Annotated in this window: 15 protein-coding genes; 7 read left to right on the forward strand and 8 right to left on the reverse strand. The window is 45.6% G+C overall.

All coding sequences use genetic code 11. From position 1 onward, the window contains the following. The 4 genes from R2S67_RS07110 to pspA form a co-directional block, all read right to left on the reverse strand. The gene (locus tag R2S67_RS07110) at positions 1-1,032 is read right to left on the reverse strand and encodes an efflux RND transporter periplasmic adaptor subunit (RefSeq protein WP_203346459.1); all 1,032 of its coding nucleotides are present in this window, start codon (positions 1,030-1,032) and stop codon (positions 1-3) included. 161 nt (positions 1,033-1,193) lie between these two features. Continuing rightward, complete coding sequence (gene pspC, locus R2S67_RS07115) at positions 1,194-1,583, reverse strand: envelope stress response membrane protein PspC (RefSeq protein WP_012841944.1); 390 nt, start codon at positions 1,581-1,583, stop codon at positions 1,194-1,196. After that, on the reverse strand, positions 1,576-1,809 hold the full coding sequence (gene pspB, locus R2S67_RS07120; protein ID WP_046874790.1) for an envelope stress response membrane protein PspB: 234 nt from the start codon (positions 1,807-1,809) through the stop codon (positions 1,576-1,578). Before pspB ends, pspC begins: the two co-directional genes overlap by 8 nt. 14 nt (positions 1,810-1,823) lie before the next feature. Next, entirely contained in the window at positions 1,824-2,495 is a 672-nt protein-coding gene (pspA, locus tag R2S67_RS07125) for a phage shock protein PspA (protein ID WP_005393294.1), read from the reverse strand. 232 nt (positions 2,496-2,727) lie between these two features. On the opposite strand from pspA, the gene pspF reads away from it, so the two are divergent. The 6 genes from pspF to R2S67_RS07155 all read left to right on the forward strand — a co-directional run bounded on the left by pspF (position 2,728) and on the right by R2S67_RS07155 (position 9,182). Continuing rightward, positions 2,728-3,738 (forward strand): phage shock protein operon transcriptional activator, encoded by a 1,011-nt coding sequence (pspF, locus tag R2S67_RS07130; RefSeq protein WP_048626229.1) that lies wholly within the window; start codon positions 2,728-2,730, stop codon positions 3,736-3,738. Between the two features lie 205 nt (positions 3,739-3,943). After that, positions 3,944-5,563, forward strand: coding sequence for an ABC transporter substrate-binding protein SapA (sapA, locus tag R2S67_RS07135; RefSeq protein WP_005393298.1), 1,620 nt, complete (start codon positions 3,944-3,946; stop codon positions 5,561-5,563). Continuing rightward, positions 5,563-6,525 (forward strand): ABC transporter permease, encoded by a 963-nt coding sequence (locus tag R2S67_RS07140; protein WP_046874787.1) that lies wholly within the window; start codon positions 5,563-5,565, stop codon positions 6,523-6,525. Before sapA ends, R2S67_RS07140 begins: the two co-directional genes overlap by 1 nt. Beyond that, positions 6,512-7,399: an ABC transporter permease subunit gene (locus R2S67_RS07145; RefSeq protein ID WP_005378123.1), complete on the forward strand. Its 888-nt coding sequence runs from the start codon at positions 6,512-6,514 to the stop codon at positions 7,397-7,399. The genes R2S67_RS07140 and R2S67_RS07145 overlap by 14 nt, the downstream gene beginning before the upstream one ends. Next, positions 7,399-8,394: an oligopeptide/dipeptide ABC transporter ATP-binding protein gene (locus R2S67_RS07150; RefSeq protein ID WP_005378126.1), complete on the forward strand. Its 996-nt coding sequence runs from the start codon at positions 7,399-7,401 to the stop codon at positions 8,392-8,394. The genes R2S67_RS07145 and R2S67_RS07150 overlap by 1 nt, the downstream gene beginning before the upstream one ends. Further along, positions 8,391-9,182 (forward strand): ATP-binding cassette domain-containing protein, encoded by a 792-nt coding sequence (locus R2S67_RS07155; RefSeq protein ID WP_005393308.1) that lies wholly within the window; start codon positions 8,391-8,393, stop codon positions 9,180-9,182. Before R2S67_RS07150 ends, R2S67_RS07155 begins: the two co-directional genes overlap by 4 nt. An 82-nt stretch (positions 9,183-9,264) precedes the next feature. On the opposite strand, the gene R2S67_RS07160 is transcribed toward R2S67_RS07155, so the two are convergent. Next, a complete protein-coding gene (locus tag R2S67_RS07160) occupies positions 9,265-9,654 on the reverse strand; it encodes a DUF2750 domain-containing protein (protein ID WP_012841946.1) in 390 nt (129 codons plus the stop codon). 68 nt (positions 9,655-9,722) lie between these two features. After that, complete coding sequence (locus tag R2S67_RS07165) at positions 9,723-10,628, reverse strand: manganese-dependent inorganic pyrophosphatase (RefSeq protein ID WP_005393312.1); 906 nt, start codon at positions 10,626-10,628, stop codon at positions 9,723-9,725. A 186-nt stretch (positions 10,629-10,814) separates the two neighbouring features. Between R2S67_RS07165 and R2S67_RS07170 the strand changes: the two genes are divergently transcribed. Next, positions 10,815-12,029 (forward strand): putative manganese transporter, encoded by a 1,215-nt coding sequence (locus tag R2S67_RS07170; RefSeq protein ID WP_237308454.1) that lies wholly within the window; start codon positions 10,815-10,817, stop codon positions 12,027-12,029. A 77-nt stretch (positions 12,030-12,106) separates the two neighbouring features. On the opposite strand, the gene R2S67_RS07175 is transcribed toward R2S67_RS07170, so the two are convergent. Both R2S67_RS07175 and torA read right to left on the reverse strand, forming a co-directional pair. Then, entirely contained in the window at positions 12,107-13,846 is a 1,740-nt protein-coding gene (locus tag R2S67_RS07175) for a glycoside hydrolase family 36 protein (protein ID WP_317342979.1), read from the reverse strand. A gap of 200 nt (positions 13,847-14,046) precedes the next feature. Beyond that, positions 14,047-16,509, reverse strand: a complete 2,463-nt coding sequence (torA, locus tag R2S67_RS07180) for a trimethylamine-N-oxide reductase TorA (protein ID WP_041156583.1) — start codon at positions 16,507-16,509, stop codon at positions 14,047-14,049. Positions 16,510-16,519: the final 10 nt, after the last annotated feature.

The raw sequence follows: 16,519 nt of genomic DNA on the forward strand, positions 1-16,519 counted from the left end.
TTACAACCCTCTTTCCTTAATCCAGGCTCTTACCTGAATTCCGGGTTCAATTACACTAACACCAGAGATAATGATTTGATCGCCATCGTTAAGCCCAGCTAACACTTGGTTTTTGTCATTCATCTCAATAGCGGCTTTGGACACAATGCCTTGCTCATCAACACGCCAAACGTATGTTTTGCCGTTCTCTTCTAGCAGCGCGGAATTAGGAATTTTTGTTGCACCAGCATTTTTAGATAGGAGGTAAGCATTGCCAGACATGCCCGGTAAAAGGCCTATTTCTGCTGGTCGCTCCATAACCATAGTGACTTTGTAACTACCGGTTTTAGGATCGGCTTCTGTATCGATTTCTTGAAAGGTCAAGTCAAATGACTGCTCGGGGAAAGCGTCAAAGACCATTCTGGCAGAGACATCGCTACCCTGGGTGTAACGATTTAGCAGATAGTCAGGGACTTGGAATATCACCTTAAGCAGTTGGTTGGATTGAATATTCATCACGCCTTCTTTTGCGGCGACATACTCATGGTTTTCTGCTGGAATATACGAAATCGTACCATCATATGGCGCGACAAGTTTGGTATACCTTAAATTTGCCTTTGCTTGATTCCACTGAGCTTTGGCTGAATTGTGATTCGCTTTTGCCTCATCAAAGTCTTGTTCGGACACCACTTGGTCTTTACGTAACTTTTGGTATCGCTTGTACTGCACGTCTGCGAGCGCGAAATTTGCCCGAGCTTGCTGTTCAAGCAGAGAATACTCATCAGGATTTAATGAAGCCAATACATCGCCTTTGCTGACGACTTGACCTTCATTCACCTCAATCGTTTGAAGAAGTCCAGGAACTCGAAACGTCAGTACCGCTTTATCACCAGCTTCCGTCGTGGCAGGAAAGTGTCGTTCAAATTGGGCATTGCCAACAGATACTGTAAATAGCTTTGCGGGGCGGGATTCAGGTTCTGGAACAGGGGGAAGTTCTTTACCACACCCCGACAACACAGCCGAGATGGCGACAGGAATGAGCAATCTTCTCATTACATTCATCCATAAAAATTAAGGGATTATTTTTAAAGTAGATGAATTCTGGGCGAACTTCCAGAGTTGAAAAGATTAATAGTGCTTTAAAATTAGTAATTTGTGACAAAAAAGCAGGCTTTGCACCTGCTTCGTTTAAATCTTCTTTGGATGCGGAGTGTTTAGAGCTTACTGAACTCCCGATTAACCCTATATGTATCAGACGTAACATACGCTTCCATGTTACGGATTTTGCCATCAAGACGGTCAAAATCGCGTTCCAACACACTGAGCAATTGGTCCGGACTTTGTCCTTTCTGCCAAGGCTTACTTTTAAGTGTGTGCTCTTGTTGCGCTCGGATATTTTCAGAATACGTCACTGGTTGCTTTTCTAACATAAACGCCATCGCGACGTATGCTAACAACACCAAAAACGTACCGCCCAACAGAGCTGCAGAAATCACTACAATACGAATCAACCAAACCTCTGCACCAAAGTAGTTGGCAATTCCGGCGCAAACACCGGAGATTTTGCCATTTACTGGGTCACGATACAGCTCTCGATTAGTCATACTTGCGTCTCCATGTTGGTGACTCAGCATCCAAGATGCGCTCCAATGTATCAACTCGGGACTGCATCGCTTCCGCTTTTTCAGATAGTACCTGAAGGCGCTCTAAATCTTGGCTCGACAGTGCACTATCCGTTTTGCGTTTACTGCGATAGTGTAAGAAGAGCCATAGAGGAGCGACAAAGATCAGAAAGACAATTGCTGGTCCTGCAAATAAAAATGTCGACATAAATGGCTCCTTTATTATTTATCTTTCGATGACATCTGTTCTTTCAGTTTTGCCAACTCTTTTTCGATTTCGTCTTGAGCTTGAAGCTCTGCAAACTCTTGCTCTAGCGATTTTGCATTACCAGTTTGTGCGTACAAATCTGCTTCTGCTTCCATTTCATCCACTTTACGCGAGTACTGCTCAAACTTCGCCATCGCTTCATTAGTACGGCTAGTGTGCAGGTGTTTTTGCACATCACGACGGTTAGAGGCGGTTTGGTTACGAATTGCTAGTGCTTGCTGTTTTGCACGCGTTTCTGCAATTTTGCTTTCTAACTTACCGATCTCGCCTGTAAGCTTGTCGATCGTTTCTTCTACTAACGTCTGCTCAGTGTGAAGACCTTTAATCACTTGCTCAAGCTTTTGCTTTTCAATTAACGCTGCACGAGCCAAATCTTCACGCTGTTTTACCAACGCTAGGCTCGCTTTTTGGCTCCATTCGCCAATTTGCTCTTCTAACGTTTCAACTTTACGAGCCAACTCTTTTTTGTCTGCAATCGCTTTAGCCGAGTTAGTACGCACTTCAACAAGTGTGTCTTCCATTTCTTGAATGATAAGACGGATCATTTTTTCAGGATCTTCCGCCTTGTCCAGTAATGCACTGATGTTTGAGTTAACGATATCTGCAAATCGAGAAAAAATACCCATAACGGAACTCCTCTTTTTTCCTATTAAAACTCGACAAGGTGGTGATTGACCTTGCGTCTCCCTGAATACATTACAAGTAGCATGCCAACTTAAAATTACATTTAAAATCAGCAATTTATGCATTTTGTTGTCGTTATGCACTATTATGCTATGATGTTTTTCACCAACTGTTGGTGAAATTCACCAACTCCATATGTAAATCATGGCTTGGCTGTTAAATAAGAAGGACTTTATGAAGCAAAACCTGATTGGTGAATCACCTGCTTTTCTCGCCGTACTAGATAAAGTATCACAACTTGCGCCTATTGAGCGTCCAGTCCTCATTATCGGTGAACGAGGAACGGGTAAAGAACTCATCGCTCAGCGTTTGCATTATTTATCAAGACGTTGGGATAAGCCACTACTATCACTCAACTGTGCGACCTTAAGCGAAGGACTAATAGATTCAGAGCTATTTGGTCATGAATCCGGTTCTTTTACAGGTTCTAAGGGCAAGCATAAAGGGCGTTTCGAACGCGCCGAAGGCGGCACTTTGTTTCTTGACGAATTGGCCACCGCACCACTTTTAGTTCAAGAAAAGCTGTTGCGTGTCATCGAATATGGTGAATATGAACGAGTTGGCGGTCATACCGCTCTCAATGCGGATGTTCGACTTGTTTGTGCAACCAATGCCGACCTACCAAAGTTGGCAGAGCAAGGTGATTTCCGTGCCGACTTACTCGATCGTTTAGCGTTTGATGTCATCATGCTGCCTCCTCTTCGTGAACGAAAAGAAGACATCCTCTCTTTAGCAGAGCACTACGCGATGAAGATGTGTCGTGAACTTCAACTGGAATATTTTGTCGGTTTTACCTCAAAAGCACAGCATTCGCTTCTTGAATATGAATGGCCAGGTAATGTCCGTGAACTAAAAAACGTGATTGAACGTGCTATTTACCAACATGGTCTCAATGCCGATCCAATTGATGAACTGATTTTCAATCCTTTTGAAACAGTTTGGAATAACACGCTTGGTCATAATGCCGAGCAAGCCGAACTGCAGCAAGAAGAGGAAGCACCAAGCAGCGCAGTTCAATTCCCTCTAGACTATAAACAGTGGCAAGAAGAGCAAGACATCCACTTACTCAATCGCGCATTGGAAGAAGCCAAGTTTAATCAACGACAAGCAGCCGAGCTACTTGGTTTGAGCTACCACCAATTACGAGGGATGGTTAGAAAATATGGTTTAGTCGGGCAAAGCTAGCTAGGTCGAAGGTGCTTGATCGGTTAGCGAGCGAGTGACAGCGCTCTAATTTGTATGTCTTTCAAGCATAACACCTTACAGTGTATGGATTTTATGTTTGGAGCGAGTTCACAAAGGTGATAAATTAGCGAGATCATTTTCGCTTGTTAGCTCTGAAAGAGTAAGATCAAATGAAACAAGCAAGATCCAATGAACATTTCATATTATGAATGCTTTTATAAGATTATCGCTGAGCCTTATTGGGATTAGCCTACTGACCGCTTGTGGTGATGAAATTGACCACAATGACATTCGCAAAGCTGGCTTTGTGTTTTGCGGACAAGGTAAGCCAACTACGTTTAACCCTCAGCTTATTGATAGCGGTATTACCGCAGAGGCACTGAGCCCGCAGTTGTACGATACGCTGCTCACGCTCGATCCTAAATCACATCAGCCAGTAGCAAATATCGCTGAGAGTTGGTCTGTGAATGAGTCAGGAACGGAATACACGTTTAAGCTTAAACGTAATGTTCAATTCCAAACCACGTCCTGGTTCACTCCCACTCGCCCATTGAATGCAAAGGATGTGGTATTTAGCTTCAAGCGAATCATTGATGTAGACCATCCTTTTCACCAAGTAGGTGGTGGTTTTTATCCATGGTTTGCAGGGTTAGATTTTCAAAACCTGCTGCAAGACGTGACTGCGATTGACGAGCATACGGTAAGGTTTACCTTATCTCAGCCAAATTTTTCCTTCTTGGCAAATATTGCCACCAGCCATGCTGTCATATTGTCTGCGGAGTACGGACAGCAACTGGCAGCAAAAGATCATAAAGAAGAAATCGACCAACTTCCTATCGGTACCGGCCCATATCAACTAAAAGAGTACCAAGTGAACGACTTGATTCGTTTGGAACGTCACTCTAACTACTGGAAGTCACCCGCGAAAATGGAACAAGTGGTGTTCGATATCTCTCACAGAGGCACTGGTACCTTGGCGAAACTTTTAAGAAACGAGTGTGATGTGCTCTCTTCGCCTATTTCAAGCCAAATACCCGTTATTCAAGAAAATGACAATCTTGAGCTAACTGCTACGCCAGCCAACAACGTATCCTTTATTGCGATCAACACTGAAACGACTGCACTTAGTGATGCTCGCGTCCGCCAAGCACTTAACTTAGCGATTAACCGTCAGAACATTTTAGATTCGGTTTACTACGGAACTGGCTCGCAAGCTTATACATTGCTACCGCCTAATTCATGGGCCTATCAAAAGGACAGCGTAAAAATTCGTTATGACCGTAACTATGCATTAGCACTTCTCCGTGATGCTGGCTATGAAGACGGTCTAGAGCTGACCATGTGGGTACCACTTGAACCACGCGCCTTTAACCCAAGTCCTCGCAAGACCGCGGAGCTAATCCAAGCGAATTTTGCCGATATTGGGGTTGAGTTAACGTTGCTAACCGATGATAGATTCGAACGTGTGGATTTAGAGAACATCAACGACATCGATTTACTTTTAACTGGTTGGATTGGTGATACCGGGGACCCTGACAACTTTTTCCGCCCGTTATTATCTTGTGAGTCTGATCGCGTTGGCCTCAACGTATCGATGTGGTGTAACGATGATTTCGATTTCTTGCTCGATTTGGCATTGGAAACCCAAGAACCGCGTTACCGTCTGAACCTATATCGCCAAGCGCAGAACATTTTAAATCAAGAATTCCCGGTAATTCCTCTGGCACATGGTGTGCAATTCCGTGTTCACGACAAATCACTGACAGGCTTCAAATCAAGCCCTTTCAATGCCCAACCGTTTGATAGAGTTGAGAGAATTCACTGATGTTTTGGTATACCGTTCGACGCTTTAACCTATTTTTCATCACTTTGATGATCCTCACATTAGTGGGCTTTTCTCTGCTGCGCCTTGACCCTCTCTCGCACTGGGCAAACGTTGATTTTTGGTCTGGTTGGCAAACTTACTTAATCAACCTTTCTCAGCTTGATTTTGGCATAAGTAAAAACGGCAACGCGATTTATGACGAGCTCGCCGTCGTATTCCCTGCCACTTTGGAACTGTGCTTTTTTGCCTTTTTGGTGTCCCTTTTGATCGGCATTCCGCTTGGAACCGTGGCTGGGATGAAGCAAGGTAAATGGCTCGACACCAGCATTTCATTCATGTCGATGTCTGGTTATTCCGCTCCAATTTTTTGGGTGGCTTTGTTACTTATCATGGTTTTTTCATTGGAATACCAACTCTTTCCCGTGGCAGGACGGTATGACCTGCTTTACGAAATTGATCATGTAACCGGATTTGCCATTATCGATGCATTCATGGCGAAAGGTGAATACCGCGCTCACGCACTGCAAAGCGTCATTGAGCATATGGTGCTGCCATGTTTAGTGCTCGCTTTGGCTCCAACCACGCAGGTTGTCGGACTAATGCGTTCTTCGGTGGCGGAAGTGATGAGCCAAAACTACATTCGTGCAGCGAGAATCAAAGGTCTCTCTAACCGCGAGATCGTTACTCAACATGTGCTGCGTAATGCGATACCGCCTATCATCCCCAAAGTCGGTGTTCAGCTTTCCAGTATGATTACCTTGGCTATCATCACTGAATCTATTTTTAACTGGCCAGGTATTGGTCGTTGGTTGTTAGATGCATTGGCAAACCAAGATTATGCATCAATCCAAGCTGGCGTGATGGTACTTGCGACTTTGGTTCTCACCGCTAATATTCTCTCTGATTTGATTGGCGCGATGATTAACCCTCTAGTTCGAAAGGAATGGTATGCTAACAAATAACGTTTATCAGGAAGAACGCATTCCAACTCAGTTTGAGCGATTTTGGCGAAGTTACCGCGCCAACGGGCTAGCCATGTTTGGCCTATGGTGCTTGGTATTTATCGTCCTAATTACCATTTTTGCGCCACTGCTTGCGCCGTTTGATGCCCAAGCACAGTCAGGCGAATTGCTTGTGCCGCCATCATGGGCCCCAGCTGGAACGGTTGATTACTTTTTGGGAACCGATGACTTAGGCCGAGACATTCTGTCACGCTTGATCATGGGCTCTCAACTTACATTTGGTGCAGCCGTTGCCATCACTGCGATTGCCGCGGTCGTAGGTTGTTTGATTGGCGTATTAGCAGGTATGACGAAAGGCTTACTGTCGAGTACCCTCAATCACTTGCTCGATACCGTCATGTCGATCCCGTCGCTGTTATTAGCAATCATTTTTGTGGCATTTCTAGGTTTTGGTGGGTTCAATATTTTACTCGCGATCTGCTTGGCTTTGATTCCGCGTTTTATTCGCTCCGTTTATATCGCAGTCCACACCGAAGTTGAAAAAGACTACATAATGGCGGCACGCCTTGATGGCGCTAATGATTTCTACTTACTGTGGAGTTCAATTCTTCCCAACATATTGACGGTTATTGCTGCTGAAATCACGCTCGCGCTGTCTGCTGCGATTTTAGATATTACTGCGCTGGGCTTTCTTGGCTTAGGCGCACAAGCACCAAGTACTGAGTGGGGAGCGATATTAGGTGACTCTGTCGAGTTGATTTATATTGCACCTTGGACCGTAACCCTACCCGGCCTAACCATCATGTTTACCGTTATTACCCTAAACTTAGTAGGTGAAGGTGTACGTCAAGCGCTTAATGCGGGGATCGAATAATGCCGTTGTTAGATATTCGACATTTGACTATTGAGATTGAAACCCCTCAAGGGTTGGTCAAAGCCGTGGACCGAATGAGCCTAACTTTGAATGAAGGCGAAATTCGTGGTCTTGTAGGTGAGTCTGGTTCAGGGAAAAGCTTGGTTGCAAAAGCGATTGTTGGGGTAAGTAAAGATAACTGGCGCATTACCGCAGACCGTATGCGCCTTGGCAATATTGACTTGCTTCAGCTTACGCCAAAAGAACGTCGACGCGTCATTGCGCGTGATATTGCGATGATTTTCCAAGAGCCTTCAACTTGTCTTGACCCTTCAGAAGAAGTGGGACGTCAATTGATTGAGTCCATCCCATCTCGCGCGTTTGAAGGGAAATGGTGGGAGCGATTTAAATGGCGTAAAAAACAGGCCATTGCGCTTTTGCACAAAGTGGGGATTAAAGACCATAAACGCTTAATGGGTAGCTATCCTTATGAACTGACCGATGGTGAGTGTCAAAAAGTCATGATTGCCATGGCGATTGCGACCAAACCTAAATTGCTGATCGCAGATGAACCAACTAACGACTTAGACCCGATTACCCAGTCGCAAATATTGCGTTTATTGAGCCGTATGAACCAGCTCAATAACACGACCATTCTGCTTATCGGTCACGACTTAGCGACCATCACACAATGGGCGGGCCGCATTACGGTAATGTATTGTGGTCAGTCGGTAGAGTCTGCCGATACCAGTAAAATCATTGCGGCACCCAAGCACCCGTATACAGATGCCTTGCTTAAAGCGATGCCAGACTTTAATGATTGGGTACCACACAAGCAAAAACTCCAATCCTTACCGGGCTCGATTCCGCCATTGCAGCATCTGCCAATCGGTTGTCGACTCGGTCCACGTTGTCCGTATGCGCAGAAACAATGTGTTGAAATTCCACACACCAGACGAATTAAGAATCATAAATTTAACTGCCACTTTCCATTGAACACGGAGAAAAAGTCATGAGTGCGTTACTTGAAGTCGATAATTTATCGAAGCAGTTTGTTACGCGCTCCCGACTATTCAAACGTCAGGTTAATGAGGCTGTCAAACCGGTGAGCTTTACGTTAGAGCCGGGGCAGACTATCGGTTTTATTGGCCAAAACGGTTCAGGAAAATCCACTCTTGCCCGCATGCTTGCAGGCGTTGTAGAGCCAAGCTCTGGAGAAATCCGTGTAAATGGCGAACGATTGGAGCACAAAGATTACGCGACACGCTGTAAGCTCATTCGCATGATTTTCCAAGATCCAAACACATCGCTCAACCCGCGTATCCAGATTGGCCGTATTTTGGAAGGCCCATTAAAGCGAAACACCAACATGCCGCCAGATGCACGCATGCAGCGTGTGAAGAACACCCTACTCCGCGTCGGATTGTTGCCTGAACACGCCTATTTTTATCCACAAATGCTAGCGGCAGGTCAAAAACAGCGCGTGTGTTTAGCTCGTGCGCTTATTCTTCAACCTTCCATCATTGTCGCTGACGAGGCGTTAAACGGTTTGGATATGGCAATGCGCTCACAGATCATTAACTTATTCCTCGAGTTGCAAGAAGAGATGGGATTGTCATTTGTGTATGTATCTCAACACATTGGCATTGTTAAGCACATTACTGACAAAGTGATGGTGATGCATGAAGGTGAAGTGGTCGAGTTTGGCGAAACCAACCAGGTATTGACTCATCCCGAACATCCTATTACTCAACGCCTAGTCGAAAGCCACTTCTATAAGGCGCCAAGCCACCAAACAAAATAGCCTATCAAAGATGTCATCGTGCAAATGTAAAGAAGCCTGCGTTAAMGCAGGCTTCTTTATTAAATGGACACGAATCGAAAAATTAGCGGCGGCTCGCTTGTTTGCGCAGTTCGAAATCAAACTCATCAGGAAACAAAACCACCCCTTCTTCATTTTGATTTGGGAATACAACAACAGATAATTCGTCATCTTCTAGACCAGATGTCCAACGACTGTGCCACTTGTTTAGAGAGATCGCTTCTGGCTCGCAATCTTCCCAATCACCATTCGCCCATTGCAAAGCAAACTCTTCGTTTGGCCATACTGGTACACAATCATCATCTTCTGTATTTAACATGACACAGCCATGTTCATCTTTCAGAATCCAAACTTTACGATTCGCCACAATCTCTTTTACGCAGTACTTTAAACGTTGCTCTTCGTTGTAACGATTGATGGTATCCATCTGCTCTTGGGTCAGTTGCTCAGACATATTCGTCTCCTATTTCCCATAGAAAAATGCCCGCAGCTAGGCGGGCATTTAAAGTATATGCTAGAAAATTAAGCTAGCTCAGTTTGAAGCCAAGGCCAACCTTGCTTCTTACGGCTTAGCGTGTTTTCCATCATTAGCATGCCGTCTTTTTCGTGCTTAACAAGCTTCTCAGCCCACTCACCTTTGTATAGAAGACGAGTTTGAGCAGTCGTGATGTCTGTTAGCATTACAGCCGCAAATGCAAGGTTGTCTTTTTCGCAACGCGCTTCTAGATCCGCTTCTAGTGCTTCGATCATACCGTCAACTTGCTCTAGTGTTGCAAGCTCAACCTGACCTACTACTACGTCACGACCGTTGAATGGGTAACCTTTAAGGTCTTTCTCAACAAGCTCAGCCGCAGATAGACCTTCGATGTTTGTCTTAGCAATTAGAAGATCTTTAGTGAATGCATCAACATCTTGTACGTCTGCGATTACCGCTAGCTCAGCAACGGCATCTTTGTCTTTTTGTGTACAAGTTGGAGAAGCGAAGCCTACTGTGTCAGATAGAATTGCTGACATCATTAGCTTAGCGATTTGTGGAGTAATCGCGTGACCTTCAATCTTGAACATGTTGAATAGAACAGTGTTGGTACAACCAACAGGCCAGATCCATGCTTCCATTGGGTTTACTGTCATCACGTCACCTAGGCGGTGGTGGTCAACAATACCCGCAATTTCAGCTTCTGCGATATCGTCTGGTGCTTGTGCTAGATCTGAGTAATCTACTAGCCAAACGGTCTCACCCGCAACTGATGTGCGAAGCTCAGGAACTTCAGCGCCAGCAACTTCTAGGATGTGCTGAGTTTCACGGTTGATTTCGCCTTGGCGAATTGGCATAGCTTCAACGCCACGCGCTTTTAGAAGTTCAGTTGCAACGAGTGCACTACAAATACTGTCACTGTCTGGGTTCTTATGACCTACAACTAGAATCATGTTTCTTCCTATTCAAGTCAATTTTATACGCCGCCTAATACAGTTAATTAGGGCGTGTTTGCTCACAAAGGCCGATACTTTACCTGATTTCAGAGAGTTTGACACGAAGAAAAGTTCACAATGCTATTGCGAATAAATCTCATTTACATATAATGATAATTATTCCTATTTGCATTTGAGTAAACGATGAACGCGACCCAATTTTTACACTCTGCACAACAGTTGTTTCAGCCTACTCAGTTTCGTTTAGCTTATAAGCGATTGCTGATCCCTATCGTCATGCTCATTTTGCTAGGCAATGAAAATACACGTGACGTTGCCGTACAGACGCTATCCGACTCATTCTGGGCGGTGTCATGCTATGTTGCTGCCACATTGGCAATTTATCATTATCTTTCAAACTTTATGTCGAAAACCAATCGAATTACCGAGCTCTACCATCGCTCGCGTAATCATCAGGTTTTCTTTGCTTCTTTATTGGGTGCTTTGCCTGGCTGTGGTGGCGCTATTGTTGTGACAACGCAATTTATTAGTGGCCGAGTGGGATTTGGTGCGATTGTCGCGGTACTTACTTCAACAATGGGTGACGCTGCCTTTTTACTTCTTGCCGCCAAACCAAGTGTTGGATTAGGCGTGGTTGGATTAGGCATAATCGTGGGTACTCTTTCAGGGTTGGTCGTTAATGCTTTTCATGCTGATAACTTTCTGCGCCCAGAACCAAAAGAAGCGCCTCAGACACATGCTTGTTGCCAACACCAGACAGACCGTCACACGCCACTTGAACAACGTGCAATCAATCTACAAGGCGCGTTTTGGAAATGGCTTATTGTGCCTGCCAGCGTCGTTGCTGTGTTAATGTCTTTCCAAATCGATATTAATCAGCTGTTGTCTTTGCAGGCCAATACCATTGAATGGCTGGGCGCTATCTTCGCGGTGATCACAATGTCGTTGTGGGCGATGACAAAAGAGCTCGGCGATTATCAGTCAACGGTCTCTGAAGATGAAAAAATTGTGGACTCACACCCGATTCAAAAAGCAGCCCAAGATACGAATTTCGTCAGTGCTTGGGTGATCGTGGCGTTTCTGGCGTTTGAACTGACAACCTATTTTTCTGGAATCAATCTCGTAGAAACCTTTTCTCATTGGGGGATATGGATGCCATTAGCTGGCTTAGCCATTGGTATGCTACCTGGTTGTGGTCCGCAAATTTTAGTCACCAGCTTGTACATCTCTGGTGCAGCGCCACTTTCGGCGCAGCTGGCAAATGCGATTTCCAATGATGGTGACGCCCTATTCCCCGCCATTGCAATGGCACCGAAAGCCGCTTTGGTCGCGACTATTTATTCGTCCATTCCTGCTTTTATCGTTGGATACGGGTATTACTTTTTATTCGAGTTCTGACGCTCAGGACGTCAAAACGAAAAAGGAGCCACAGTAGGCTCCTTTCTTGTTTTTATAATCGAACGATTTGGTTCACGTTATGCCGTGACGATCGCTTTCGCATTTAACCCTTTATCAACGCTCACCATTAATAACTGACAAGGTTCTTGGTTTAGCTTTTCTCCTGTCCAGTAATCATACCAATCCATCGGTTGATCAGACGTCAGCGTAAATTCCATCGCCCCGTAGCTGGCATAGTTAAACAAGCAGTGAAGGTCATTCTTCGTCGTTAGTTTTAAAAACGCATGATTTAAACTCAAAGCCGTGAACTTTGCTGGCTCTTGGTTACGTTGTTGACGTAGCATGAGCTTAGCCAATGTCTTCTTTGCAAATGGCGTAATCTCAGGGAGCGGATCGCCAGACAGCAGCAAACCACCACACGCCAATAACACCGTGCGATGAAATTCATACTCTTCTCTGGATGCGGCTTGATTAGCTAATGACGTGAATGTCGCGCAATCCGGGTCAATTTGCCACAGTTTTCGATGCTGCCAACTACGGTAAAAGGTTTCTTTGGCTATCTGCTCGAAACGACGACTATGGCGTTCTACGTCATCAGAAACACGCATTGCATCCACAAGCCCTAGAGATGGCCACATTGGCGCGTTGCAACCTAAAAGCCACGCCTCACCAGCGCCTTTAGCAATCGCTTCCATTCCTAAGCGATACGCCTCAACGCCGGTAATACCAGACTGTTTACGCACACCTTTCAAAGTGCCCCAATAGTTCGCGTCTAGCTTGAACAATTCAACGCCCCACTCTTGTCTCATGACAGAGACTACATTCGTCAGATGGTCTTGTACTTCTGGGTTTGAGGTATCGAGTATGTACCAAGGCGTGCAGCGCCAACCACCGTATGTGACATCTTCTGCTTTAAGTAAGCTTCCATCTTTGTGACGAACAAACCACTCTGGGTGTTGTTTGAAGATCTCCGACTCAGGTTGAGCAATAAAGGGCGCCATCCAAATCGCCGGCTTTTTGCCTTTTGCACGGATACTATGAATGAGCTCTTTCACACCACCAGAAAACTTATCCGATGGGGTTAACCAATCGCCCATAAAGGCTTGATAGCCATCATCCAGAAGTACCCACTCTAGGTCTTCAAGCTTATCTTGCATGCAATCAACGTTCTGCATGATGTTTTGCTCTGTCACGTCTGCGTAGTAGGCATACCACGAACACCAACCGACAGGCGCATCTTGTGTCACACCTTGGCGAACAGGATGATGCTCTGCAATCATCTCTCCATAGATTTGATAAAGCTCAGACAGAGATTGGCCGCAGAGTACCGCCACGGATTCAAGTTGATTACTTTCCCAATCCGCCACTTGAGTAAACTCACCATCAATCGCGGCAGATAAAACCCAGTGTCCATCACGCAGTACAACATCAAAATAGCCCGCAAAGCGATGACATGATGTGAAGCCAAACAAGGTATAGCCAGCCGAGCCTTCCACCACTAAATAGTTGTAGTAACGTTTAGGGGCATCTTTGGGATAGATTCGATAAGAAGGGTTGTTGTCTGGACAGCGACCAATATCAACGGGATGGCTAACCGTTCCCGCTGTTTGCGCCAGCATTTGGAAGCCATCGCCAATCACGTTGGCCTCGTGCTCGTACAAAAACGGCATCTCGAACAACACTTCACGGTCGGTAAACGTTTTATTGTGAAGCCCAGCAAAAGAAAAATGTAATTGATTACCCTCAACTTCAACTTGGAAGTCGTTGTTATTCACAGTGATCTCAATGTGATTTGCCAATTGAATGCTCTGAGCCATAAAGAGTCTACTCACTTAATTATTATTGTTTAGCTTGGTTCATTATCCCCTGCTTGTCCCACCCAATTCGTTATCAACGTCACGAATCCTACTGTCGTTTAGCGTCACAAATTTATTATTGAGATAACGCTCACTGAAATTTTGGTTAAAAAAAATACCAGCCCGAAGGCTGGTATTTCGATTGATGTGAATTGCATTAATTAAGCAACTTCGATTGGACCACCGAATGAAGTCACTGGCGGTACTTTGCCGGTGAACTTCTCGAAGTCTACGATACATGTGTTCGCAGAAGTCGCCTGCGCAAGTTCAGAAGAGCCAATGTCTTGCGTTAGCGTGTTAGGGTCACCGTAAGTACAGATTGCGCCCTCTTTCTCGTTTAGAGGACCGTACCATGCACCTTCTTCGATACGAATAACGCCACGTGGGTAGCTGTCAGTAAGAACAGCACCAGCTAATAGCTGACCACGACCGTTGAATACGCGCACTAAGTCACCGTCTTTGATGCCTTTCGCTTTCGCATCCGCTGGGTTGATGTAAACAGGCTCACGACCTTGCACCGCGTAAGTTGCACGGAACTCTTCAGATTCACACATCTGAGAGTGCAGACGCTTGTCTGGGTGACAAGACTGCAACCAGAATGGGTATTTATCTGAACCAGGGCCACCGTGTGAACGCTCTGATTTTTCGAACCACATTGGGTGCTCTTGACAGTGTTCGTAACCGTAACGGCCGATCTTACGTGATGTAATCTCGATGAAGCCAGACGGTGTACCTAGAGGGTTAAGCTCAGGGTCTTTACGGAAGTCCGCGTGACGAACCCAAGGTTTACCTTCACCGAAGTCTAGTACGCTCTTCTCCCAGAACTCATTGAATTCTGGCATTTCGAACTTACCTTCGTTCGCTTTCTTACAATCGTTGTATAGGCTTTCGATCCACTCCATCTCGCTCATACCACGAGTGTATTCTTCGCGGCGACCAAAACGCTGAGTTAGTTCACTCATGATTTGGAAGTCAGGCTTAGATTGGAACAATGGATCAACGAGACGATGCATCGCGATCAGACCTTTGTTCGAGTATGAACCGTACACGTCGATATCGTTACGTTCCCATTGCGTACACGCAGGTAGAACGATGTCAGAGAAACGACATGTTGCAGTCCACGCAAACTCGATCGTTACAACCGTTTGAAGTTTGCGGAACGCTTTCTTCATGCGGTTACGATCTTGATGGTGGTGCCATGGGTTACAACCCGAGATAACCATCATCTTGAAGTCTGGCAGTTTCACTTTACCGCCGTTGTAGTTTATCTCTTTGCCTGGCTCAAGCAGACAGTCGATCCAACGTGCAACTGGGATAGTACGGCTGTAACCGTTAAAGTCGTTGTTGTCCCACTTCGGCTTCATACCTTGGTCAAGGTTACGAGGGAAGCCACCAGGGCCCGCGAAACCAGTAGAAGGCACACCGATACTTGAGTAGTGGTGACCGTAAGAGATACCACCGCCAGGTAGACCGATTTGACCAACCATTGCAGCAACCACAGCCGCCGCCCAGTATGGTTGCTCACCGTGCTCTTGACGCTGGATACACCAACCCATCAGGATCTGTGTACGGCCACTGACTAGCATACGTGCGAACTCGCGAATCTTGTCCGCTTTCACGCCACAGATAGCCGCAGCCCACTCTGGTGTTTTCTCTACTTTGTCTTTTGTCTTACCTTGAACGTATTGAATAAACTCTTCAAAGCCTAGACAGTAAGTATCAATGAACTTCTTATCGTACAAGTCTTCGTTGTACAGCACGTGCGCCACAGCAAGCATGAACGCTACGTCTGTCAGCGGGTTGATGTACAAGTGATCGTTCTCTAAGTAGCGCTGAGTCTTGTTCTTCACTGGGTCTACGGACAGAACGTTGATCTCACCTTTCGCAACTTTTTCTTTTAGCTGTGCTAGGTACTTGAATGATTCATGCGTTTCACAGTTCCAACCTACTTGAAGGTTTTTCACTGGGTCGTTAGCCCAAAGAACGATGTTGTCAGAGTTCTCTAGGATTTCAGACCAAGACGTACCTTGTGCGTAAACTTCGGTTGAACCAAGTACGTAAGGCATGATGGTTTGACCTGCACCCGTCGAGTAGTCACCTACTTTAGTGATGAAGTTGCCGTGCATACCTACTGCACGTTGCATGTGCGCGGTACAGTTGTTGAATGAACCTGTTTGGTTCCAACCCGTTTGACCTGCGTGTAGCGCCCATGGACCGTAGTCTTTTTGAATACGTTCTAGTTCGCGGTAGAACAAATCTAGCGCTTCATCCCAAGTCACGCGGATGAAACGGTTGTTACCGCGAGTATCCGCGCTGTATTTATGTTTCTTCAACCAATCTAGACGAACCATTGGGTAACGCACACGTGAAGGGCTGTAGATAATACCCTTGATGCCGTTCAACATTTCTGTTGGGTTTTTGTCTAGCTCTAGCGGTTTGATCTCTTGAACTTTACCCGCGTAGATGTGGGCGCGGAACGCGCCCCAGTGAGAACCTGTTACTTTCCAAGTACCTGTCGTCTCAACCGCATTGGCAGAGGCGGACGCCAATAAGCTAGGACCAATAACTGACGCTGCACTTGTGGTTGCTACACCTTTAAGAAAACTTCTTCGTGTAATAGCCATTTAAATTACT

It is taken from the genome of Vibrio sp. T13N (assembly GCF_032970445.1).
Lineage (GTDB): Bacteria > Pseudomonadota > Gammaproteobacteria > Enterobacterales > Vibrionaceae > Vibrio > Vibrio diabolicus.